Origin of the sequence: Brevibacterium sp. CCUG 69071 (assembly GCF_021023135.1) — a bacterium.
Taxonomy (GTDB): Bacteria; Actinomycetota; Actinomycetes; order Actinomycetales; family Brevibacteriaceae; genus Brevibacterium.
Window position 1 is genome coordinate 1,009,057 of sequence record NZ_PGFV01000001.1, and the last position, 21,212, is coordinate 1,030,268.

The window sequence follows — 21,212 nt, forward strand, 5'->3', positions numbered from 1 at the left end:
TCGCTGAGCCGGAGATAGACATATCCAGTGCGATCATCGGATCGAACAGTACGCGCGCATGCCTTGCGGGCCATGTCATTCACGTTAGCTGTATGAGGGCCGGACGTTGGTGACGCCTTTCTGCAAGCGCGACGCCGGCGGCTGGCCGCTCGCGCCTGAATGGGACCGGTGATAGTTGTAGTGGATGTTGCAGACGGCGATCGCTGCCGTGCGGGCGTCCTCGCTGGCGAAGCCCCGGGCGTAGAGCAGCTCCTCGGCCAGGATGCGCTGGTAGCGCTCCACCTTTCCGTTGCGGCGAGGGGTGTATGGCTTGGTCCTCTGGTGCCGGGACTGGTTGCCGACGATCCGGGCGAAGTCGCCGGAGCGATAGCACGCGCCATTGTCTGTGAGGACGCGGTGGATGTGGAAGATGCCGTGTGCGGCGAACCAGACCTTCGCTCGGGCCAGGAACGCCGCCGCGGTGGCTCCCTTCTCGTCGCTCAGCGGTTCGGTGCAGGAGAGCCTGGAGAAGCCGTCGACGGCGGAGTGCAAGTAGATGTAGCCGCGCTTTGCGCCCGCTGATTTGGCGCGACCTGCGGCCTTGGCCTGGTCACTGTCGCGGCCATGGATCTACCAGCCGCCACCGTCGGGGATCCTGCCGACCTTCTTCACATCGAGGTGCACCATGTGGCCGAGCCAGTGGGCCGAGATCTTTCCTGGCTTGCGGTTGTTATCCCCTCCTGGGTCGATGAACCGTCGTTGAGCGAGGCCGAGCCTGGTCAGATGCCGGCTGACGGTTCGGCGGTTGATCGTGACCTCGAGCTCGTCGAGCTCGTCAGTGATGCGTTGGGCTGACCGCTTGTGCTCACGCCGCCAGGTTTCGATCCGCTCGATGACCCAGGCTGGTGTGGCGTTCGGGCTCCGGTGGGGGCTCGATGAGCGGTCGCGCAGCCCGGCATCTCCGGGACGTCGCCATCGGTTGACCCACTTAGGGCGTGTCTCATAACCGTTTGAGCCAGATGGTGATGGCCCGTACGACCGCGCCGCCGCGGTAGTTGACGGCGAGTTTGTCGTAGCGGGTGTTGAGGCCACGCCACTGCTTGTCATCGTTGAAGCCGCGCTCGACGACGTTGCGCGCCCTGTAGTCCTCGCGGTCATAGGTCACGGGGCGACCGCCTTTCGCCCCGCGTCGCTTGCGGTGTCTCTGCTGATCGGCAGGCTCCGGGATGACCGAGACGATGTCACGATCGCGCAGGTGCTGCCGGATCGCGCGGGAGGAGTATGCCTTGTCGCCGCGGACGCGCTCGGGCCTGGTGCGCGGCCTGCCCGGTCCGTGGCGGGCGACGCGCAGGTGCTCCATCAGGATGGAGAACATCGGCGCGTCGCCGGCCTGGCCGGGCCCGACGAGCACGACCAGCGGGCCGCCTTTCCCATCGACGAGGTGATGGATCTTCGTCGACAATCCGCCGCGTGACCGGCCGATCGCGTGATCAGCAGGCTCCGCGCGCAGATCCTTGTAATTCGATTCAGCCCCCTGTGTCGCGAGGCAGGTTCGTCGCATGCTGATGGGCGCGGTTGACCGTCGAGTCAACACTCACGTCCCACACCAGCTCACCAGCGGCGTCCGCGTCGGCGAGCACCTCCGCATGGATCTTGTCCCACGTGCCATCTTTGCTGAGGTCGCTGTGACGACGCCACAAGGTCGTCCAGGCTCCGAACTCAGCAGGCACATCCCGCCACGGTGAGCCCGTCCGGAACCGCCAGACGATGCCCTCGACGATCAGACGGTGATCGGCGAACGGCCGCCCACCCTTCGGCGACGCCTTCGGCATCAACGGCTCGATACGAGCCCAGGCTTCATCGGAGAACGTCTGAGTACGAGACATGCCTCAAGTCTCCGACGAGAATCACCCGACGGTTATGAGACACGCCCTAGATGCGCAGGCACGCGAGATCCCCATCTCGGCGGCCACATGGGCGATGGGACGCGTCTTACATCGCTCGACCAGTCGGCGGCGTCCCTCGAGGCTGAGCGGGGCGTTGGCGTGGCTCATGCGTCCATCTCGTATGAGCGGTCCATCAGGTCGGTCATCGCCTGTTGGAAGTCGCGGCGCTTCTTGTCGCTCCAGCCTGTGGTCAGCTCAACGAACACTTCCTCCTGCCAACGATGCGCTTGGTCCAGGATCGACCGGCCCGCAGAGGTGAGTGATGCTTCGCGTCGTCGGCCATCGGTCGCGGACGCTGCCATGACGAGATACCCGGCTGCGGTGGCGCTCTTGATCAACCGTGACGCGCCGCTCTGGTCGAGCCCGATCTCCTGCGCGATCGCGTTCACCGTTGCCGGGCTGGCGCGCAGCCTCAGAGCATGGACAGCCTCGCACACGAGCACGAGCCGCCCCTGCTCACCGCCAGTGTCTGCTGCGGCAGAGCGGCGTGACCAGTGCCTGACGAAATGGAACAGGACCTGTCCCGGGCCGAGGTCTGTCACTCGGTTGCCGCCATCTCGCGGCAGATGTAGGCCAGCTCGAGAGCGGCCTTGAGGTCTGGCAGCCTGAAAGCAGCCGTGACCTTCCCGGCGGCAGCGCGGAAGACGGTCGCTACTCGCGTGGATTCCGTGCTCTTGGGCCAGGTCGCGTCCTCCCCGACCACCATCAGTCGCTCGCTTACAGGGTGCCAGGACAGCGGGACCAGCTTGATCCCCGAGCGCTCCACCCACTCGGCAAACTGCGCAGGCGTGATCGGGCCCGCGCCCTTCGGGCCGAGCACGACGACCGGATCGCCTACCGCACGCTCAGATCGCTGCAGGTCGCGGGCATTGACGCTCGCATGCCACTCGTTGATCGCTTCTTCAAGGTTGGGTTCCATGACCAGAAGTATATGCGATTCGCATGCATCGACGCTCGAGTGGCCGCGACATCAACCTCCTGCCCCGCAACAACTAGCAGGCGCGTCGGGGGCAGCGGCGCACGGCCGTGACATCACAGTGAAAGGCGCAGCACCAAGTTTCGACTCACCTGAGCATGAGCCCCATGACCGATATCCTAGGGAAGCTGATTTCCCTATGGCCGGCAGCTACTCGATCGAGTTCGCGCCCAGCAGTGCCTTGACTTCCGCATAGAGGTCATTCGTCACAGACACCGGGTGGTTGGGGAGATCGAAGTGGACGATGCTCTGCGGCTTGCGCATCTTCAGATGGGTCGCCGTCTCTCCTGGATGCCTTGACAGAATGTCGCCGAGTTCGGTGACCCGTGGTTCCGTGGTGGCGTCTTCTGCAATAAGGATGGTGAATGGCCGGTCGTGCCGGTCGATCATGGCATCCAGGACTTCGATGCCGTCGGCATGGAGGTTGAGTCCCTCGTCACGGACGCTCACTCGTCCGGTCACAGCGACGACTACGTCTTGTTCGAGGGCCGATGAATAGAGCTGGTGCGTCTTGCCCATCACCATGACGGTGACATCAGCGCTCAGGTCTTCAACGCGAACGATCGCGTAAGGATTTCCAGAGGACTTGGCAACACGTTGCTGGACTTGAGTGATCAGACCCGCCACGGTGATGCGCTGACCGTCCTTGGGCGGCTTCTCTCCCAGTAGCTGCTCGATTGCATGGGTCGACCGCTTCGAGAGCTGCTGCTCAAGCCCGGTAAGCGGATGGTCGGAGACATAGAGTCCGAGCATGTCGCGCTCGTGACCGAGCTTCTCGAGCCTTCCCCACTCAGGGAGTGTTGGGATCTCGGCCGACACATCATCGAATCCCTCGCCATCGATCCCGGCGAACAGGTCGTACTGCCCGCGTGCCTCTTCCCGTTTGACGGACGTCGTAGCGTCGACAGCTTCTTTGTGGATGCTGACGAGTGCACGCCGAGAATGGCCGTACTGGTCGAACGCCCCTGCCTTGATCAGCGATTCGACCGCCCGCTTGTTGGTCGCCTCCTGCGGAACTCTCCGGAGGAAGTCGTGAAACTCTTCGAATGGACGCTCTTTCCGGGTGCGCACGATCTGTTCGACCACGTTGCCGCCCACATTGCGGATCGCCTCGAGACCGAAGCGGATGTCTTCGCCGACGGCGGCGAAGTACCGGATCGACTCGTTGACGTCCGGTGGGAGGACGCGGATACCCATCCTGCGGGTCTCCCCGAGGTAGAGCGCCATTTTGTCGCGATTCTCTCCCACACTGGTCAGCAGTGCGGCCATGTACTCAGCTGGGTAGTGCGCCTTGAGGTAGGCCGTCCAGTAACTGAGGAGGCCGTAGGCGGCGGAGTGGGCCTTGTTGAAGGCGTAGTCGGAGAACGGCAGGAGGATGTTCCACAGGGTCGTGATCGCCTCCTCGCTGTAGCCGTTCGTACGCATCCCGGATGAGAACCCCTCGAATTGCTTGTCGAGCTCGGCCTTTTTCTTTTTGCCCATCGCACGGCGCAGCAGGTCGGCCTGACCGAGCGTGAAGCCCGCAAGGACCTGAGCGATGGTCATGACCTGCTCTTGGTAGACGATCAGCCCGTACGTCTTGCCCAGGACCTCATCCAGCGGCTCGGCGAGCTCGGGGTGGATGGGGACGATCTCCTGCTGCCCGGTTTTGCGCAGCGCGTAGTTGATGTGCGAGTTGGCCCCCATCGGGCCTGGCCGGTACAGGGCACCCACAGCGGTGATGTCCTCGAAGTGATCAGGTCGCGCGAGCCGCAGTAGAGACCGCATGGCGTCGCCGTCGAACTGGATGACCCCGAGCGTGTCGCCGCGGCGCATGAGCTCGAAGACGCCGGCGTCATTGAGCGGCAGCTCCTCGAGGTCGATCTCCTCGCCACGGTTGGTGCGGATGTTGTCGAGCGCGTCGCTGATGATGGTGAGGTTCCGCAGACCGAGGAAGTCCATCTTGATCAGGCCGAGGCCCTCACACGTCGGATAGTCGAACTGGGTGATGATCTGCCCATCTTGGTCCCGCTTCATCAGTGGGATCACGTCCATGAGGGGCTCGCTGGACATGATCACCCCGGCCGCGTGCACTCCCCACTGCCGCTTGAGGTTCTCCAACCCTGTCGCGGTGTCGTAGACGGTCCGAACCTCGGGGTCGGATTCGATGAGAGCCCGGACGTCCTGAGCTTCGGCGTAGCGCGGATGCTCGGAGTCGAAGATGCCGCTGAGGGGGATGTCCTTGCCGGAGACGGTCGGAGGCATGGCCTTGGTGACCTTCTCCCCCATGCTGAAGGGGTGTCCGAGGACGCGAGCAGAATCCTTCAGTGCTTGCTTGGCCTTGATCGTGCCGTAGGTGACGATCTGTGCGACCCGGTCGTCACCGTACTTATCGGTGACGTACTGGATGACCTCGCCCCGGCGGCGATCGTCGAAGTCCACGTCAAAGTCAGGCATCGACACGCGATCGGGGTTCAGGAACCGCTCGAAGATCAGATCGTGGACGAGCGGGTCGAGTCCGGTAATCGTCAGCGCGTAGGCGACCATCGACCCGGCTCCGGAGCCGCGTCCAGGTCCGACGCGGATGCCCTGGCTCTTGGCCCACTGGATGAAGTCGGCGACAACGAGGAAGTAACCGGCGAAGCCCATCTGGAGGATGATCGCGGTCTCGTACTCCGCGCGCTCACGTACCTCCTGGCTGATGCCACCCGGGTAGCGCATGTTCAGTCCGCGCTCGATCTCCTTGACCAGCCAGGTCTCCTCGGTCTCCCCGTCGGGCACGGGGAACCGCGGCATGTAGTTCGCCGAGGTATCGAACTCGACGTTGCACCGTTCGGCGATCAGCAATGTGTTGTCGCAGGCCTCCGGGAAGTCGCGGAACAAGTGCCGCATCTGCGCGGCTGATTTCAGATAGAACTCGTCGGCGTCGAACTTGAAGCGTTTCGGGTCGTCCATGGTTGACCCGGACTGCACACACAGCAGAGCGGCGTGGCTCTTCGCGTCGTCTGCAGCGACGTAGTGCAGGTCGTTCGTGGCCACGAGCGGCAGGCCGAGGTCTTTCGCGATTCTGATGAGGTCGCCCATCACACGCTTCTCGATTCCCAGGCCGTGATCCATGAGTTCGCAGAAGTAGTTCTCCGCCCCGAAGATGTCGCGGAAGTCCGCCGCCGCCTGCCGGGCCTCGTCGTACTGTCCGAGACGAAGACGCGTCTGGACCTCGCTGGAGGGGCAGCCGGTCGTCGCGATGAGGCCCCGTCCGTAAGTGCTCAGGAGCTCGCGGTCCATCCTCGGCTTGAAGTACTGCCCCTCCATCGAGGCCAACGATGAGAGCCGGAAGAGGTTGTGCATGCCCCCGGTCGTCTCCGCGAGCATCGTCAAGTGCGTGTACGCCCCGGCCCCCGACACGTCGTCTCGAGATCCGTCACCCCAGCGGACACGGGTACGCTCCGAGCGGTGAGTGCCTGGGGTCAGATACGCCTCGGTCCCGATGATCGGCTTGATACCAGCGTCCTTCGCGGTCCGCCAGAACTCGAACGCCCCGAAGACGTTCCCGTGGTCTGTCACGGCGACCGCGGGCATGCCCTGACGGGCGGCTTCGTCCACGAGCGGACCGATGTGGGCGGCCCCATCGAGCATGGAGTACTCGCTGTGCACGTGGAGATGGACAAACTCTTCTGTTGGCATCTGCGTCCTTCCGAACAACGCGTGGTTGACCGGTCCAGTTCAACAGTGCATACAGACGTGCATCCAACAACGTGGACATCGGTGCGCCACAACCAGACGTTGTACCCCGTAGAGTGGCGGCATGGATGTGGAAACAGTGAAGACGTTCCTCGCCGTCGCCGAGTTCGGGCAGTTCCAAGAGGCGGCGGCCGAGCTGGGGGTCACCCAACAGGCGATCTCGAAGCGCGTCTCCCGGCTGGAGTCGGAGCTCGGAGTCCGCGTCTTCGCCCGCACGCCGCGAGGAGCGCAGCTCAGCGTCGACGGACAGGCGTTCCTTCCGCACGCTCGGGAGCTGGTTCAGGTTGCGGAACGCGCTGTCGACTCGGTCCATCCCGGACGTCGGGCGCTGCGGGTCGACGTCCTCCACCGAAGGATCGCGCCCTCAGTGCTGATGCGCGAGTTCCACCGGAGCAACCCCCACATGCTGCTCGACGTCGTAACCCTTGGCACGGCCAGCGTCATCCACGCGATCGACGCGATTCGCGCAGGCACCATCGATGCCTCTTTCCGCGCGGTCCTGCACGAATCGCCGGACCAGTGGACTGACATCGCTGCACCCCGGGTCTTCGAATCACGAATGGAGGTACTCGTCGGCCCACATCATCCGCTTGCCTCCGCCAAGTCGCTGGCACCTCATGACCTGCGGGCCCATCGCATCTGGATCCCAGGGATCCTGCCAGGAACCGAATGGGCTCACTACTACGACAGGCTCGCTGCCGATTTCGATCTCAGTATCGATGGCGTTGGCCCGCATTTCGGCGACGAGGCCTTGCTCGAGGAGATCGCTGACTCGAAGTCCCTGATGACGTTCGTGGGCGACAGGGATCGCTACCTCTGGCCGACGCATTTCGACCTTCGCCGAATCCCGCTGAGGGATCCAGCTCCGATCTACCCCTACTCGCTCGTGTACCGCAAGGACAACGCACATCCCGCGATCCCGGGGCTACTCAACTACTTCAAGAGTCTGGAGAGCACTTCTGCGGGCACAACCTGGCTTCCCTAGCCTCACGACAGAAGCATCCACCGCGCCTGTGCCGTCGAGCTGTCGCCCCGCAACGTCTCCGTTCGCTGTACGTCAAAGTCACTCGGTGTCAGAAGTGCGACCGTCCTCACCACCCGGAGTCGGGACGAACGATCTGTCACCTCCTCTTCGCGCTATGGTCGTGCCATCACGATCAGCCCGCTGCAAGGCGGGGCTAATTCTAATCGCGGGGAGTACACCGCCGTTGCGGAACTGATGTCTATAAGACTCGGCCTCGTCACAACCCTTCGATTGAGCACAATCACGATCAACGCGCCATGCGAACCGATCTGCGCCTCATAGATCGTAGTTCGGACCGGGCCAGCCCGTGCTAGACTGAAATCACTACATCCCCCACGCCTCTCCGAGATGCGCACTTGGGGGATTTTCTCTGCCCATGTCCACGAGGTGGGCCAATGACTCGCCACGACGCTCGACTCGCCCACCTCGTCCGCGGGGTACCCTTCACTACGACAAGCCGCCCTTGGCGCTGGACGAACTCGTTGACCACCTCGCCCACCGTGTCCTGGCTCGAGGGAGACGATGCGCTGCCAGAGAAATCGAGGAAGTGGCTCTACCCCTCCTCGTATCCCTGCAGACGGCTCTGGAGACGATCTCCCCCAGTAGCGGCTGGTCGCGACGGCCCCACGGACTGATCGATTCCCGACTCCCGGTGAACCTGCGCGGCATGGGAATCCCTCAAGACTGGGCCGATGACCCGTCCTGACGTCTACACCTCGACTGAGCCATATACAGAAGACGCATGCGCCCTGCCAGGCCGAAGCCTGACGGGGCGCATGCGTGAGAGGCTGGAGCTACATGCGGCCGTCCGCGTCAGCGTCCAGATCGTCTCGTGTCTGAGCCGATCGGCTCAACTACCGGCAAGTTGCCGCAGCACGTACTGCAGGATGCCGCCGTTGCGGTAGTAGTCGGCTTCACCCGGGGTGTCGATGCGGACCACTGCGTCGAATTCGACGGTCGTGCCGTCTTCCTTCTCCGCGGTGACCTTTACGGTCTTCGGGGTGGTACCTTCGTTGAGCTCCGTGATACCGGAGATCGAGAAGGTCTCCGTGCCGTCGAGGCCCAGCGACTCCGTCGACTCGCCGGCGGGGTACTGCAGCGGCAGCACGCCCATGCCGATGAGGTTCGAGCGGTGGATGCGCTCGAAGCTCTCGGTGATGACAGCGGCGACGCCGAGCAGCTTGGTGCCCTTGGCGGCCCAGTCACGCGAGGATCCCGAACCGTACTCCTTGCCACCGAGGACGACCAGCGGAACGCCGGCTTCCTGGTAGTTGACAGAGGCGTCGTAGATCGTCGTCTGCGGAGCGCCCTCCTGCGTGAAGTCGCGGGTGAAGCCACCCTGGACTCCGTCGAGGAGCTGGTTCTGCAGGCGGATGTTGGCGAAGGTGCCGCGGATCATCACTTCGTGGTTGCCGCGACGCGAGCCGTAGGAGTTGAAGTCCTTGCGCTCGACGCCGTGCTCGACGAGGTACTTGCCGGCCGGGGTGTCGGCCTTGAAGGAACCTGCGGGCGAGATGTGGTCGGTGGTCACCGAGTCGCCGAGCTTCGCAAGCACGCGGGCGCCCTTGATGTCGGTCACGGCGTTGGGCTCGAGTCCCATGCCGTCGAAGAAGCTGGGCTTGCGGACGTAGGTCGAGTTGTCGTCCCACTCGAAGGTCGCACCCTCGGGAGTCTGCAGAGCCTTCCAGCGGTCGTCGCCTTCGAAGATCTTGCCGTACTCGTTGTCGAACATGTCCGTCGAGATCGACGAGGCGATGACCGACTCGACCTCTTCCGGCGATGGCCAGAGGTCCTTGAGGTAGACGTCGACGCCGTCCGAGTCCTTGCCCAGGGGCTGGTTCTCGAAGTCGAAGTCCATGGTTCCGGCCAGCGCGTAGGCGATGACCAGCGGAGGCGAAGCCAGGTAGTTCATCTTCACATCGGGGCTGATGCGACCCTCGAAGTTGCGGTTGCCCGAGAGCACCGCGGTGACCGAGAGGTCGTTCTCCTGGATGCTGTCCGAGATCTCAGACTCCAGCGGACCGGAGTTGCCGATGCAGGTGGTGCAGCCGTAGCCGACGACGAAGAAGTTCAGGGCCTCGAGGTCTTCGATGAGACCGGCCTTGTTGTAGTAGTCGGTGACGACCTTCGACCCCGGTGCGATGGAGGTCTTGACCCACGGCTTCGAGTTGAGTCCGCGCTTGCGGGCATTGCGGGCCAGCAGGCCGGCCGCCAGCATCACCGAGGGGTTCGAGGTGTTGGTGCAGGAGGTGATCGAAGCGATCGCCACGGCGCCGTTGGCCAGTTCGAAGCTGCGTCCGTCACCGGTGGTGACTTCGGCCGACTTGTTCTCTTCGCCGGGAGCGGCGTAGTTGTGGATGTCCTTGGCGAACTGGTTCTTGGCATCCGAGAGCTCGATGCGGTCCTGCGGACGCTTCGGTCCCGAGATCGAGGGCACGACGGTCGAGAGATCGAGTTCGAGGTACTCGGAGTACTCGACCTCGTTGTCCGGATCGTGCCACAGACCCTGGGTCTTCGCGTAGTCCTCGACGAGCTGGATCTGCTCGGCGGAGCGACCGGTCAGCTTGAGGTAGTCGATGGTGACTTCGTCGATCGGGAAGATCGCCGCGGTCGAACCGAACTCGGGGCTCATGTTGCCGATCGTCGCACGGTTGGCCAGCGGCACCTCGGCGACGCCCTTGCCGTAGAACTCGACGAACTTGCCGACGGCTCCGTGCTGACGGAGCATGTCGGTGATCGTGAGCACGACGTCGGTCGCGGTCACACCGGCGGGGATCTCACCGGTGAGCTTGAAGCCGACGACGCGCGGAATGAGCATCGACACGGGCTGGCCGAGCATCGCGGCCTCGGCCTCGATGCCGCCGACGCCCCAGCCGAGCACACCGAGGCCGTTGACCATGGTGGTGTGCGAGTCGGTGCCGACCAGGGTGTCCGGGTAGGCCCGGAGAACTCCGCCGACCTCGCGCGGCATGACCACGCGGGCGAGGTGCTCGATGTTGACCTGGTGGACGATGCCCATGCCCGGGGGGACGACCTTGAAGTCGTCGAACGCGGTCTGGCCCCAGCGCAGGAACTGGTAGCGCTCACCATTGCGCTGGTACTCGATGTCCATGTTGAGTTCGATCGCATCGGCGGTGCCGAAGTTGTCGATCTGCACGGAGTGGTCGATGACCAGCTCGGCCGGAGCCAGCGGGTTGACCTGATCCGGACTGCCGCCGAGCTCGACGACCTTCTCACGCATGGTGGCGAGGTCGACGATGCAGGGAACTCCGGTGAAGTCCTGCATCACAACGCGCGCGGGGGTGAACTGGATTTCGGTGTTCGGCTCGGCGCTGGGGTCCCAGCTGCCGAGCGCTTCGATATGCTCCGAAGTGATGTTTGCGCCGTCTTCCGTGCGCAGCAGGTTCTCCAACAGCACCTTGAGGCTAAAGGGAAGCTTCTCCGACCCTGCGACCTTGTCCAGGCGATAGATCTCGTAGTCCGTATCGCCCACGGTCAGGGTGCTCTTCGACTTGAACGTATCGACGTTGCTCATCGTGATTCTCCTGTTTCATCCGATACTCATCCAAGAAACCGGGCAAGCCCTTGCACCGCGCACCGATTTACGCGACACATATGTTTCCAAAAGTATCTTGACGTCAAGATAAATTCTATCGTATTTCGTGGTCTTTGACCACCTCCGACACCACCCTGCGGGAACCACTGGAATCGGGTTTTCCCCAGGCGAAGATCCGGTCACCTCCACAGCCCTCCCGAGCCCGCGGAACCTAGGCTGGAAGCAGATTCCAGCCATTCCCGGAGGCCATCGCCGAGGCTGTGGTCACGGTCCCGGCAACCGCCCCGAAACGCACCTCGACCAAGGAGTACCCATGGACCCGTTCACACTCGGCGCCGGATTCGGTTTCGGCGCCCTGCTCGTCGGCATCATCTTCGCCGTCATCTGCCATTCGATCGCCAAGGAGAAGGGCCGCTCGTCCGGCTGGTGGGGGCTGTGGGGCTTCCTCACGACCTTCATCGCGATGGTCGTCATCGTCCTCCTCCCCCGCAAGGTCACCGCCGCAGCACGGTGACCGTCTCCACGTGTGCGGTCAGCGGGAAGAGATCGAAGCCCTCGAGGCTCTCGATCGCGAATCCGCCGGCGCTCAGCGCGGCCAGATCCCGCGCGAGCGTGCCCGCATCGCAGGAGACGTAGACGATGGTGGCGGCCGTCGATTCGACCAGGCTCTTCGTCACCGCCTTGCCCGCCCCGGCCCGAGGAGGGTCGAGGATGATGGCATCGGACTCCGGAAGCCGGGCCTTCTCGACGCCGAGCGTGAGGAATTCGGCATCCACCCCTGCGGCATTGCTTCGGGCGTGCTCGATGGCCGGGCCCACGCCTTCGACCCCGAAAAGGTGCGCCCCCGTGGCTCTGGCCGCCTCCAAGCCGAGCAGCCCGACCCCGCAGTAGAGGTCCGTGAGCGAACGCGGCGAACCGCCGAGTGCCGCGGTGACCCGGCCGCTGAGCAGTTCGGGCGCGTCCCGGTGGACCTGCCAGAAGCCATCGGCGCCGACCCGATAGTCAGTCCCCGCCACCGTCTCGGTGAGCACTGATCGTCCACGCACGACAGACAGTTCCCGCCGAGGCGGCCCACCCTGCCGCTGTCCGCCCCGCGATCCGCGGCGTCCGGAGCGACGGCCCTTCGAGTCCTCGTCGTCCGCGACCGTCTCAGCGAGGATCGACCACTGCTCGGGCAGAGCCTCGGTCAAGGCGGTCACCGCCGCAGGGTCGCAGTCGCCGCGGACGATCACGGCTCCGTCGTCGCCGGCCCAGGCGAACTCGAGTCGCCGGGCGCCGGGCAGGCGCAGTCCGCTCAGATCCACCTCGGCGATGGCGGGGCAGGCCAGGGGCGCCGAGTTGACCGGTACGACATCATGGGAGCGCGGTGCCAGCATCCCGAGTCGGCCCTGCTCATCGACGGCGAGCTGCACACGGGTCCGCCAGTCGGTTCCGCGCCCGGTGTGCTCCTCCCCCGGTGCGGGATGGACCTCGACGCTGCGGTCGAGGTGCCCGATCCGGGAGAGCTGATCGGCGATCACTTCGGCCTTGAGCGCCCGACTGTGCGCGAGCTCGACGTGGGCGTATTCCATCCCGCCGAAGAGCAGCGGTGACGCGTCCGGCTGGGATCCGGAGCGAAGCGATTCGGGAAGGTAGTCGAGACGGCGGTCGGGAACCCGGAACTCGCTGGGCTCGAGCACCTCGGTGACCTCGGCGCGGAGGAACTTCGCAGCCGGACCCGCCTCGGTGCGAGCCCGGACTCGCTCCCCCGGCAGCGCCCCGGTGACGAAGACGACCTGCCCGTCATGACGGGCGATGGACGAACCGCCGGCGGCCGGGGATGCGATGTCGAGGGTCAGCTCCTGGGCCGGCAGCTCGGGTGTGCTCATGGGTGTCTATGCCTGTCTGTACAGCGAATTGTCGGTCTCCGGTCCGTCCCCGCCGTACTGGCGGGAGAAGGAGCGCAGGCGCCATGGCACCGAGACCACGACGACATTGGGCACGAGCAGCAGCCGGGTCCGCAGCTTGAGCGCGACCTGATTGTGCAGAATGTGCTCCCACCATCGTCCCACGATGAACTGGGGGATGTAGACGATGACCAGGTCGCGTGGGGACCGGCGACGGATCGCCAGGACATGGGCGAGCAGCGGTCGGACGAGTTCCCGATAGGGCGAATCGAGCACCGTCAGCGGCACCGGCAGCTCCATGTCGTTCCACTTCTTCTGCAGAGCCGTGGCCGCCTCCTCATCGACGGCGACGGTGATCGCCTCGAGCTGGCTCGACCGAGTGACACGAGCATAGGCAAGGGCCCGCAGGGTGGGCTTGTTGATCTCGTTGACGACGACGATCGCGTGCGTATTCGACGGGATCGTGCGCGAATCCACATCCGTCTCGGGGGTGAGTTCGCTGGTCACCCGCCCGTAGTGGCGGTGGATGGCGCCCATCACGAGGTAGAGCCCGGCCATCGCCGCGACCGCCAGCCACGCTCCGGCGAGGAACTTCGAGACGATGACGACGAGGAGGACTCCGCCGGCGATGACGCAGCCTGCGGCATTGATGATCCGGTTCGCGTGCATCCGCAGGCGCGCCTTCGAGCCGATGACCAGGCGCAGCCGTTTGTTCCAGTGCAGAACCATACCCGCCTGGCCGACGACGAAGCTCGCGAAGACGCCGACGAGGTAGAGCTGGATGAGCGCCGTCGCCGAGGCGCGGGTGGCGATGACGAGCACCATCGCTGCGATGGCCAGCAGCAGGATGCCGTTGGAGAAGGTCAGTCTGTCGCCCTTGCTGGCGAGCTGCTTGGGCAGGAATTCGTCGCGGGCCAGCCGAGAGGCCAGCCCCGGGAAACCCTCGACGGCGGTGTTGGCGGCGACGATGAGCACGAGTGCTGCGACGAGGACCACGAGATAGAACATGATCGGAGTGGTGTCGAAGATCGCATGGGCGAGCTGCGCGAGCACCGGCTCCTGTTCGTATTCGGCGCTGACGGCGCTGCCGTCGGCGCGGACCAGGTAGAGGTGCGGATCGTCGACGTATTTGATTCCCGTCACCGAGGCGAGATAGGTCAGGCCCGTGAGCATGAGTGCGGCGAGCAGTCCGCTGAGCAGCAGCGTGTTGCCGGCGTTCTTGCCGCGCGGCTTCTTAAAGGCCGGCACCGCGGTGGCCACGGTCTGCACGCCGGCCAGGGCCACGGAACCCGAGGAGAAGGCGCGGAGGACGATGAGCACCGTGGCCAGTCCCAGGGTCGCCTCGTCCTGCACACCGCTGTGGACGATCGTGTAGTCGGCGGTCTCGGCATGCGGGGTGTCGCCGACTCCGACGCGCAGGAGGCCGACGCACATGGTGAGGAACACGGCGGCGAGGAACAGGTAGGTCGGCACGGCCAACAGCATCGGGGTGGCCCGGGACCCGCGCAGACCGGCCAGGGTAATCAGCAGGATGCCGACGATCGCGACTCCCACCCGGTAGGGCGCCAGGGGCGGGAAGGCCGTAGTGATGTAGGCGGCAAAGACCGTCATGGACACTGCCAAGGTGAGCACATAGTCCACGAGCAGGGCCGCCGCGACGATGAGTCCGGCCCGGGAGCCGAGGTTCTTCGAGGCCACCTCGTAGTCGCCGCCGCCCGAAGGATAGGCCTTGACGTTGATCCGATAGCAGGCGACGATCACGAGGATCACCGCTCCGACGGCGATGCCGATCCACGGTGAGACGGTCAGTGCCACGAGTGAGGTCAGCGACAGGGCCAGGAGGATCTCATCGGGGGCGTAGGCCACCGATGAGAGCATGTCGGAGGCGAAGACGGGCATCGCGATGCGCTTCTTCAGCGCGGGCGCGCGTCTGTCCTCACTGCGGAAGGGCCGTCCAACGAGTAGTCTTTTGACGGCATCAGAAAAACTGCTGGCCACGGGCACCAATGGTAGATCACTGTGAGAGGAATACCCCCATGCACTTCGTGATTATGGGCTGCGGCCGAGTCGGGGCCTCGCTGGCCAAGGCTCTCGACGGCAACGGCCATTCCGTCGCCGTGGTCGACCGTGATCCCGACGCCTTCCTCAAACTCGGTCGTGACTTCTCCGGTTCGACGATCACCGGACTCGGCTTCGACCGGGAGACTCTGACGCAGGCGAAGACGTCCGAGGCCTATGCCTTCGCGGCCGTCTCCAGCGGGGACAATTCCAATATCCTGGCCGCGCGTGTCGCCCGTGAGACCTTCGGGGTGAGCAATGTCGCCGCCCGGATCTACGACCCCAACCGTGCCCAGGTCTTCGAGCGCCTCGGCATTCCGACGGTGCCGACCGTGCGGTGGACGGCCGAGCAGGTGATGCGCAAGCTCGTTCCCCAGGGATCGATCACCGAGTACCGGGAGCCCTCGGGCAATCTCGTCCTCGCCGAGGTGCACCTCGATCCGGGATGGGTCGCGCGTCCGATCAGAGAGGTCGAGAAGCGGACCAAGGCGCGGGTGGCTTACGTGACTCGGCTCTCCGAGGGCATCGTCGCCCATGAGGATCTGCTGCTCCAGGACGGGGATCTCGTCCATCTCATGTGTCCCATCGACCGCCTCGGCGAGATCGAGAAGATCCTTGACCAGCCCGTGCAAGCAGTGGAGGAAGAATGAGAGTCGTCATCGCCGGCGCCGGATCGGTCGGTCGATCCGTGGCCCGGGAGCTCATCGACAAGAAGCACACGGTGCTGCTCATCGACCAGAACAAGGAGGCGCTGGGCCATGAGCGGATCCCCGGTGCCGAATGGCTGCTCACGGATGCCTGCGAGCTCGAGGGGCTCGGCGAGGCCAAACTCGAAGAGGCCGATGTCGTCGTCGCCGCCACCGGTGACGACAAGACCAACCTCGTCCTGTCGCTGCTGGCGAAGACCGAGTTCGGGGTCCCGCGCACGGTCTCGCGGGTGAATAATCCGAAGAACGAATGGCTCTTCGACGACAACTGGGGCGTCGATGTCGCAGTGTCGACGCCGAGGCTGATGACCGCACTCGTCGAAGAGGCCGTCGAGGTCGGCGGTCTGGTGCATCTGATGAGTTTCGAACGCGGCCGCGCGGGACTCATGGAGTTCACGGTCCACGAGAGTTCCGAGCTGGTGGCCTCGCGGATCGGCGGCATAGCCTTTCCCGTCGACACGGTGCTCGTGGCGATCATTCGCAACTCACGGGCCTTCGCACCGAGCTCCGACGATGTCATCGAAGCCGGAGACGAGCTGTTCTTCCTCTCCTCGCCCGATCAGGAACCGGCGCTGCTCGGACTCCTGCAGGGCGCCACGGCCTGAACAGACTGGCGCGGTTGGCCGGCCCGCCTCGGCGCCACGGCCTGAAACGCGGGCCTCAGTCTTCCGAGTCGTCGCGGGTCTGAACGAGTTCGTAGACGGGATTGTGGGCGGTCAGCGTCCCGTCGGCGTTGCAGAACCGGCCTTCCAGGACGATCAGGGCACCGGGCCTGACTCCGCTGATCTCGCGGCGGCCGAGGAACTGTGCACGGGCCTCCCCCGTCCCGTCGGCCACGGTGATCGTCAGTCGCGGGTTCTCTCCGTTGCACGACTGCGTGACGGCGGAGACGACTCCGGCGATCCTCGACATCTGTCGGGACCGGAGTTCGGCAACGCTGATCACACCGGGTATCCGGCTGACCATGCGCAGATCGGCCCGCGCCTCGGCGTCTCTCGAGCCGAAGTCGCGGACCAGTCGGGTGAGCGCGTTGAGCATGGGCGTCAACGGATCTCGGTGATCTCGGGTCCGCGTTCGAACGGATTGAGCTCGTCCTCGTCCTTCTTCTCTTCGGCGTCCTCGTCATTGTCGACCTGCGGTGCGGTGAGCACGATGAGTTCGCGTGGGGCCATGGCCTCGACGCCGCGATCGACGACGACGCCGCGGAAGAGTGCTGAGAGTTCGGCACGGACCTCGTCATCGGTCACGGCCTTGCCGGAGAACACGGCACGAACGAACCAGCGGGGACCGTCGACGCCGGCGAAGCGCATCGCGCGCTTGCCCGGACGCCCGGATTCGGTCTTGGCAGGCACCTCGACGGCGAGCTCCTTGCCCAGCGAGGTGTGCAACTCACTGGCCTGGCCTCCCTGGGAGGTCACGCTGTCGCTGAGCTGACCGCGCACGGTGTTCCACAGTCCTTCGGAGCGTGGGGTCGCGAAGGCCTGGAGCTGAATGCCGCCGCCTTCGTGGATGAGGGTCACCGCGAGCACTCGCTGGGAGTCGTCATCGGTGTCGAGGCGGACCTGCATGCCGTCGACGACGGGGACTCTGAGGGCGCCGAGGTCGAGGCGGTTGAGCTCCGGGTAGTCCTCGGAGGCGTCGAAGGGGCCTTTCTCCGAGCGATCGAACGGGGCCGACTTCTCGAGCTTGGCTTCCTCGTCGTCGTCCTCGGAATCCTCGTCATCGTCGCTGTTCGACGCTGCGGAGTCATCATTCGACTCCGCATCCCCGTCCGATTCCGAAGTCTCGTCCGCGTCTTCGACATCGTCATCCACGTCGTCGCCATCATCGTCGCGGTCGACCGCCTCGGCGTCGTCGATCGCGTCCTCAGTCACCTCGTCGGCACGCGTCGTCTCCTCGTCGGTTGTCTCCGACGATGACTTCTTGAATCGTGAGAACAGTCCCATGAGCTTTCACACATCCTTCTCGGTCAGACCTGCCACGACGCCGCCGGTGGATCCGAATCCTCCGGCACCGCGGTCGCTGTCGTCGAGATTGTCGACGAGGTGGAAGTCTGCTTGTCTGATTTCCTGGATCACGAGCTGGGCGATGCGATCGCCGCGGGCGATCCGCAGTGGTGTCGTGGCGTCGAGGTTGATCAGCGGTACCTTGATCTCGCCCCGGTACCCGGCGTCGATCGTGCCGGGAGCGTTGACGACGGTGACCCCGTGCTTGCTGGAGAGCCCCGAGCGGGGATGGACGAAGCCCGCGTACCCGATGGGCAGGGCGATGGCGATGCCGGTGGGAACGACCTTCCGCTCGAAGGGTTCGAGCACGAAGTCGATCGCGGAGCACAGATCGGCACCCGCATCGGCGGCATGAGCGTAGCTCGGTGGAGTCATTCCGGCATCGAGCAGCTTGAGGTCGATCTTGAGGATTTCCGTCACAAAGATGCACTCTAACGCCAGAGCCTGAGCGCTTCCAAACATACCGCTATGGGAGAATGTGGACATGGCAACGACTCAACCCGGAACGCATGTGGTCTACCAGGAGAAGCTTCGTCCCTCGATCGGCATGTGGACCCTCATCATCATCGGCGCCGCCTCGACCGCGCTGATGGTTCTGCCCGTGTGGAAGCTGGGGATCATCATCCTCCCGGTCATCACCTTCGTCCTCCTCGCCTGGTGGCTGACCTCGCTGACGATCACGATCATCGTCACCGAACGCCAGCTCTTCGTCGGCGACGCCCACATCGACCGCCGCTTCATCTCCCAGGCCTACGCCTATGACGCCGAGGCGGCCCGACAGGCCCGTGGAACCGGGCTCGATGCGCGGGCCTTCCTCCGGCTGCGTCCGTGGGCCAAGCTCGCGGTGCGCATCGACATCGACGATGCGAGCGATCCGACTCCCTACTGGCTGGTCTCGAGCAGGAACCCCAAGGAGTTCGCCACAGCCCTGAGCTCCTGAGGTCTGAGTTCCCGAACCCTGAGTTCCTGAGCGGGGTGGTGCTGCACCGGCTCTACGCTGCCGTCGGCGCAGCACCGCCTGCACCACGACGCCGCACAGCGGCCCCTTCTCACAAAACACCGTCTGCAAAGCACCGTCGGCACAAACAAAAACGCGCCCCTTACAAGGGCGCGTTCGTGTTTCCTCCGACAGTGAGCTCAGCCGGCACAGTCCGTGCAGATGGGGACTCCGCCTTCTTCTGTCGCCAGCTGCGACCGGTGCCTGACCAAGAAGCATTCCATGCAGGTGAACTCATCGTTCTGCTTGGGCAGGACTCGGACGGAGAGCTCTTCGTTCGACAGGTCCGCACCGGGGAGTTCGAACCCTTCCGCAACCGCTGTCTCGTCCTCGTCGATCTTGCTGGCCTGCGCCTGAGAACGCTGAGCTTTGAGCTGCTCTATCGAATCACTTTTGATCTCATCGTCTTGTTTGCGAGGTGCGTCGTAATCTGTTGCCATATGGCCTCATCGCTCTCTGTCAGGGGGGCGCCGAAAGGAATGCCTGATCCCTCTCACGTGATGTGTCCCCAGCATTGTGCACTGTATGCTTGACATTGGCAAGATCAGATCGTCCATAGTCATCGTGATTCTCATCACGGATGTTTCGGTTCGTGACGGCCCACACATAAAGCTCTTGAAAAGCTCTGCGAGAATGCTAGTGTCGAACAGTGCCGACAGCCAGTCCTGTCGGAATGTAACCGGGAAGGTCCCCTCAGCGGAAGACGCCCCGAGGAAGGACGGATGCACGATGAGTGAATTCGCAAATCAGCTCGATACCAGGATCGACGATGTCCGTCATCGCATTCATGAAGCCCGGTCCGCCGGAGACGAGTTTCTCGTCGAGAACCTCATCGACGATCTCCAGAACCTCCTGGAGCTCGCCGATCGCAATGATGTCGACACAGGCCCGATCGCCGAGGTGATCAAGGCCGAAACGGGAGCCCTCCCGGTCATCTCGGATCCAGAGGGGTCCTGACCCCGGGCCGCACGGCCCTTCAGACGACGATCCCTCTCTCGCAGCGACTGCGAGGGAGGGATCGTCGTTTCTCGGGGCCTGGCGAGGCCGCTGAGGCCCGCTCAGGCGGCTTGAGGCTCGCTCAGACTCGATCGGGCCCGTTCAGCCTGCTCAGACGGCTGACTCGGCGGCCGCTTCCGGGACCGAGTCCTCGCCGGCGGCACGAGTCGATCGCGCCGGCCAGTTGGGCAGCGTCGCTCGCTCGATGCGGCCACGACAGCATTCGATGCTGCAGGCTCCGCTGCCGGGCACCAAGGGCGTCGTTCCCGGAATCGCCGGGGCCTCGACGTCTTCGCCCCGCAGTTGGGCGACTCGTTCCTCGATGAGATCGACGAGCCCGGCGACGAAGGTCGGATGCGTGCCGACCGTGGCCACCCGGGTGAACGCGAACTCGAGCTCCTCGGCTGTCTCCTTCGCCTCGGTGTCGAGGTCGAAGGCGACCTCCATATGGTCGGAGATGAAGCCGATGGGCACGAGGATGACTCCGGTCACCCCCTCCTCGGCGAGCTCATTCATCCGATCATTGACATCGGGTTCGAGCCACGGCACCTCCGGGGAGCCGGAGCGGGAGCAGAAGACGAGCTCGGCGGGCAGCCGCTCGGAGTCGCTCAGGCCGTCCACGAGGTGGGCCATGAGCTCTTCGTGCTGAGCGAGGTAGCCGGTCGACTCCACAGCCGAGGCATCCTGCATGACGTTCGGGATCGAATGGGTGACGAAGAGGAGTCGATGCTTCGCCCCGTCGAGCTCTCCGACCTGCGCACGGAAGTCGGCCAGACCCTGCTTGAGCAGGACGGCGCAGGACTCGGCGTAGCCGGGGTGGTTGTAGAACTGGCGGATCTTGTCGATCGAGACTCTCGTGCCCTCAGCAGCCAGAGTGTCGATCGTCTTGGCGAAGTCCTCCCGGTACTGTCGGCAGGACGAGTAGGAGGAGTACGCGGACGTGTCGATCGAGAGGAAGCGGGTTCGCCCCTGCTCCGCCTCGGCCCGGACCTGATCGGTCAGATAGGGCTTCCAGTTGCGGTTTCCCCAGATCAGCGGGGTGTCGATCCCTCGGCGGTCGAGCTCGTCACGCAGCGCCGCGAGAAGAGCCTTGTTCTGATCGTTGATCGGCGACCTGCCGCCGAAGCCGTAGTAGTGCTCACCTACCTCTTCGAGTCGCTCCTCAGGGATCCCGCGACCGGCGGTGACGTTCTTGAGGAATGGAACCACTTCTTCTGGGGCCTCCGGACCTCCGAATGACATGAGGAGGAGGGCATCGATGGGCGCAGTCGTATTCACACCGCCGATTTTACAGCCTGTAGAGAATCATTGCCCGTTGTCCGCACAGTGAGCCTGATCCACTCAGCGTTCGAACGGACCCG

18 protein-coding genes and 2 pseudogenes are annotated in these 21,212 nt (G+C 64.6%); 6 read left to right on the forward strand and 14 right to left on the reverse strand.

Features of this window, described 5'->3' with window-relative positions; all coding sequences use genetic code 11:
- Positions 1-84 precede the first annotated feature (84 nt).
- The 6 genes and pseudogenes from CV023_RS04640 to dnaE all read right to left on the reverse strand — a co-directional run.
- Positions 85-969: pseudogene (locus CV023_RS04640) on the reverse strand (IS481 family transposase); the annotation flags it as partial.
- Between the two features lie 10 nt (positions 970-979).
- Positions 980-1,865, reverse strand: a protein-coding gene (locus CV023_RS04645; RefSeq protein WP_230744260.1) for an IS5 family transposase whose coding sequence is annotated in 2 segments (ribosomal slippage) — positions 980-1,513 and positions 1,515-1,865 — 885 coding nt in all. Because the reading frame shifts where the segments join, the coding sequence is not laid out codon by codon here.
- A gap of 45 nt (positions 1,866-1,910) precedes the next feature.
- Positions 1,911-2,033 (reverse strand): annotated as a pseudogene (locus CV023_RS04650) (IS481 family transposase); the annotation flags it as partial.
- Positions 2,030-2,467: a MarR family winged helix-turn-helix transcriptional regulator gene (locus CV023_RS04655; RefSeq protein WP_230744261.1), complete on the reverse strand. Its 438-nt coding sequence runs from the start codon at positions 2,465-2,467 to the stop codon at positions 2,030-2,032. The gene CV023_RS04655 and the pseudogene CV023_RS04650, both read right to left, overlap by 4 nt.
- A complete protein-coding gene (locus CV023_RS04660) occupies positions 2,464-2,844 on the reverse strand; it encodes a hypothetical protein (RefSeq protein ID WP_230744262.1) in 381 nt (126 codons plus the stop codon). Before CV023_RS04660 ends, CV023_RS04655 begins: the two co-directional genes overlap by 4 nt.
- A gap of 207 nt (positions 2,845-3,051) precedes the next feature.
- The gene (gene dnaE, locus CV023_RS04665) at positions 3,052-6,564 is read right to left on the reverse strand and encodes a DNA polymerase III subunit alpha (protein WP_230744263.1); all 3,513 of its coding nucleotides are present in this window, start codon (positions 6,562-6,564) and stop codon (positions 3,052-3,054) included.
- 121 nt (positions 6,565-6,685) lie between these two features.
- Between dnaE and CV023_RS04670 the strand changes: the two genes are divergently transcribed.
- Positions 6,686-7,606 carry a LysR family transcriptional regulator gene (locus tag CV023_RS04670; protein WP_092107773.1) on the forward strand — a complete coding sequence of 307 codons (921 nt, stop codon included), beginning with the start codon at positions 6,686-6,688 and terminating at the stop codon, positions 7,604-7,606.
- Positions 7,607-8,495: 889 nt separating this feature from the next.
- Here CV023_RS04670 and acnA read toward each other — a convergent pair.
- A complete protein-coding gene (gene acnA / locus CV023_RS04675) occupies positions 8,496-11,180 on the reverse strand; it encodes an aconitate hydratase AcnA (RefSeq protein ID WP_230744264.1) in 2,685 nt (894 codons plus the stop codon).
- A gap of 334 nt (positions 11,181-11,514) precedes the next feature.
- Here acnA and CV023_RS04680 point away from each other — a divergent pair, with 334 nt between their 5' ends.
- A complete protein-coding gene (locus CV023_RS04680; RefSeq protein WP_230744265.1) occupies positions 11,515-11,715 on the forward strand; it encodes a hypothetical protein in 201 nt (66 codons plus the stop codon).
- Here the strand turns inward: CV023_RS04680 and CV023_RS04685 are convergent.
- Both CV023_RS04685 and CV023_RS04690 read right to left on the reverse strand, forming a co-directional pair.
- Positions 11,696-13,069 carry a class I SAM-dependent RNA methyltransferase gene (locus CV023_RS04685; RefSeq protein WP_230744266.1) on the reverse strand — a complete coding sequence of 458 codons (1,374 nt, stop codon included), beginning with the start codon at positions 13,067-13,069 and terminating at the stop codon, positions 11,696-11,698. The genes CV023_RS04680 and CV023_RS04685 overlap by 20 nt on opposite strands.
- 6 nt (positions 13,070-13,075) lie before the next feature.
- Complete coding sequence (locus tag CV023_RS04690) at positions 13,076-14,986, reverse strand: APC family permease (protein ID WP_230744401.1); 1,911 nt, start codon at positions 14,984-14,986, stop codon at positions 13,076-13,078.
- Between the two features lie 137 nt (positions 14,987-15,123).
- Between CV023_RS04690 and CV023_RS04695 the strand changes: the two genes are divergently transcribed.
- Positions 15,124-15,795 (forward strand): potassium channel family protein, encoded by a 672-nt coding sequence (locus CV023_RS04695; RefSeq protein ID WP_230744267.1) that lies wholly within the window; start codon positions 15,124-15,126, stop codon positions 15,793-15,795.
- A complete protein-coding gene (locus CV023_RS04700; RefSeq protein WP_230744268.1) occupies positions 15,792-16,457 on the forward strand; it encodes a potassium channel family protein in 666 nt (221 codons plus the stop codon). The genes CV023_RS04695 and CV023_RS04700 overlap by 4 nt, the downstream gene beginning before the upstream one ends.
- Positions 16,458-16,512: 55 nt before the next feature.
- Here CV023_RS04700 and CV023_RS04705 read toward each other — a convergent pair whose 3' ends face one another.
- Genes CV023_RS04705 through dut form a run of 3 tightly spaced genes read right to left on the reverse strand, consistent with a single transcriptional unit; the run spans position 16,513 to position 18,278 of the window.
- Positions 16,513-16,890, reverse strand: coding sequence for an OB-fold nucleic acid binding domain-containing protein (locus CV023_RS04705; RefSeq protein ID WP_230744269.1), 378 nt, complete (start codon positions 16,888-16,890; stop codon positions 16,513-16,515).
- A gap of 5 nt (positions 16,891-16,895) precedes the next feature.
- The gene (locus CV023_RS04710) at positions 16,896-17,798 is read right to left on the reverse strand and encodes a DUF3710 domain-containing protein (protein ID WP_230744270.1); all 903 of its coding nucleotides are present in this window, start codon (positions 17,796-17,798) and stop codon (positions 16,896-16,898) included.
- A 6-nt stretch (positions 17,799-17,804) separates the two neighbouring features.
- Positions 17,805-18,278, reverse strand: a complete 474-nt coding sequence (gene dut, locus CV023_RS04715) for a dUTP diphosphatase (RefSeq protein WP_230744271.1) — start codon at positions 18,276-18,278, stop codon at positions 17,805-17,807.
- Positions 18,279-18,342: 64 nt separating this feature from the next.
- On the opposite strand from dut, the gene CV023_RS04720 reads away from it, so the two are divergent.
- A complete protein-coding gene (locus CV023_RS04720; protein ID WP_230744272.1) occupies positions 18,343-18,798 on the forward strand; it encodes a DUF3093 domain-containing protein in 456 nt (151 codons plus the stop codon).
- A 197-nt stretch (positions 18,799-18,995) separates the two neighbouring features.
- On the opposite strand, the gene CV023_RS04725 is transcribed toward CV023_RS04720, so the two are convergent.
- Positions 18,996-19,295: a DUF4193 domain-containing protein gene (locus CV023_RS04725; protein ID WP_135541258.1), complete on the reverse strand. Its 300-nt coding sequence runs from the start codon at positions 19,293-19,295 to the stop codon at positions 18,996-18,998.
- Positions 19,296-19,584: 289 nt separating this feature from the next.
- Between CV023_RS04725 and CV023_RS04730 the strand changes: the two genes are divergently transcribed.
- Positions 19,585-19,812: a hypothetical protein gene (locus CV023_RS04730; RefSeq protein ID WP_230744273.1), complete on the forward strand. Its 228-nt coding sequence runs from the start codon at positions 19,585-19,587 to the stop codon at positions 19,810-19,812.
- Positions 19,813-19,962: 150 nt separating this feature from the next.
- Here CV023_RS04730 and CV023_RS04735 read toward each other — a convergent pair whose 3' ends face one another.
- Positions 19,963-21,129, reverse strand: coding sequence for a ferrochelatase (locus CV023_RS04735; RefSeq protein ID WP_230744274.1), 1,167 nt, complete (start codon positions 21,127-21,129; stop codon positions 19,963-19,965).
- Between the last annotated feature and the right edge of the window lie 83 nt (positions 21,130-21,212).

Excerpts from the sequence above, each read along its gene's own strand:
- CV023_RS04660 (WP_230744262.1), bottom strand. The coding sequence starts at position 2,844 with ATGGAACCCAACCTTGAAGAAGCGATCAACGAGTGGCATGCGAGCGTC.
- dnaE (WP_230744263.1), bottom strand. The coding sequence starts at position 6,564 with ATGCCAACAGAAGAGTTTGTCCATCTCCACGTGCACAGCGAGTACTCC.
- CV023_RS04670 (WP_092107773.1), top strand. The coding sequence starts at position 6,686 with ATGGATGTGGAAACAGTGAAGACGTTCCTCGCCGTCGCCGAGTTCGGG.
- acnA (WP_230744264.1), bottom strand. The coding sequence starts at position 11,180 with ATGAGCAACGTCGATACGTTCAAGTCGAAGAGCACCCTGACCGTGGGC.
- CV023_RS04680 (WP_230744265.1), top strand. The coding sequence starts at position 11,515 with ATGGACCCGTTCACACTCGGCGCCGGATTCGGTTTCGGCGCCCTGCTC.
- CV023_RS04685 (WP_230744266.1), bottom strand. The coding sequence starts at position 13,069 with ATGAGCACACCCGAGCTGCCGGCCCAGGAGCTGACCCTCGACATCGCA.
- CV023_RS04690 (WP_230744401.1), bottom strand. The coding sequence starts at position 14,986 with ATGCCCGTCTTCGCCTCCGACATGCTCTCATCGGTGGCCTACGCCCCC.
- CV023_RS04695 (WP_230744267.1), top strand. The coding sequence starts at position 15,124 with ATGCACTTCGTGATTATGGGCTGCGGCCGAGTCGGGGCCTCGCTGGCC.
- CV023_RS04700 (WP_230744268.1), top strand. The coding sequence starts at position 15,792 with ATGAGAGTCGTCATCGCCGGCGCCGGATCGGTCGGTCGATCCGTGGCC.
- CV023_RS04705 (WP_230744269.1), bottom strand. The coding sequence starts at position 16,890 with ATGCTCAACGCGCTCACCCGACTGGTCCGCGACTTCGGCTCGAGAGAC.
- CV023_RS04710 (WP_230744270.1), bottom strand. The coding sequence starts at position 17,798 with ATGGGACTGTTCTCACGATTCAAGAAGTCATCGTCGGAGACAACCGAC.
- CV023_RS04720 (WP_230744272.1), top strand. The coding sequence starts at position 18,343 with ATGGCAACGACTCAACCCGGAACGCATGTGGTCTACCAGGAGAAGCTT.
- CV023_RS04725 (WP_135541258.1), bottom strand. The coding sequence starts at position 19,295 with ATGGCAACAGATTACGACGCACCTCGCAAACAAGACGATGAGATCAAA.
- CV023_RS04730 (WP_230744273.1), top strand. The coding sequence starts at position 19,585 with ATGAGTGAATTCGCAAATCAGCTCGATACCAGGATCGACGATGTCCGT.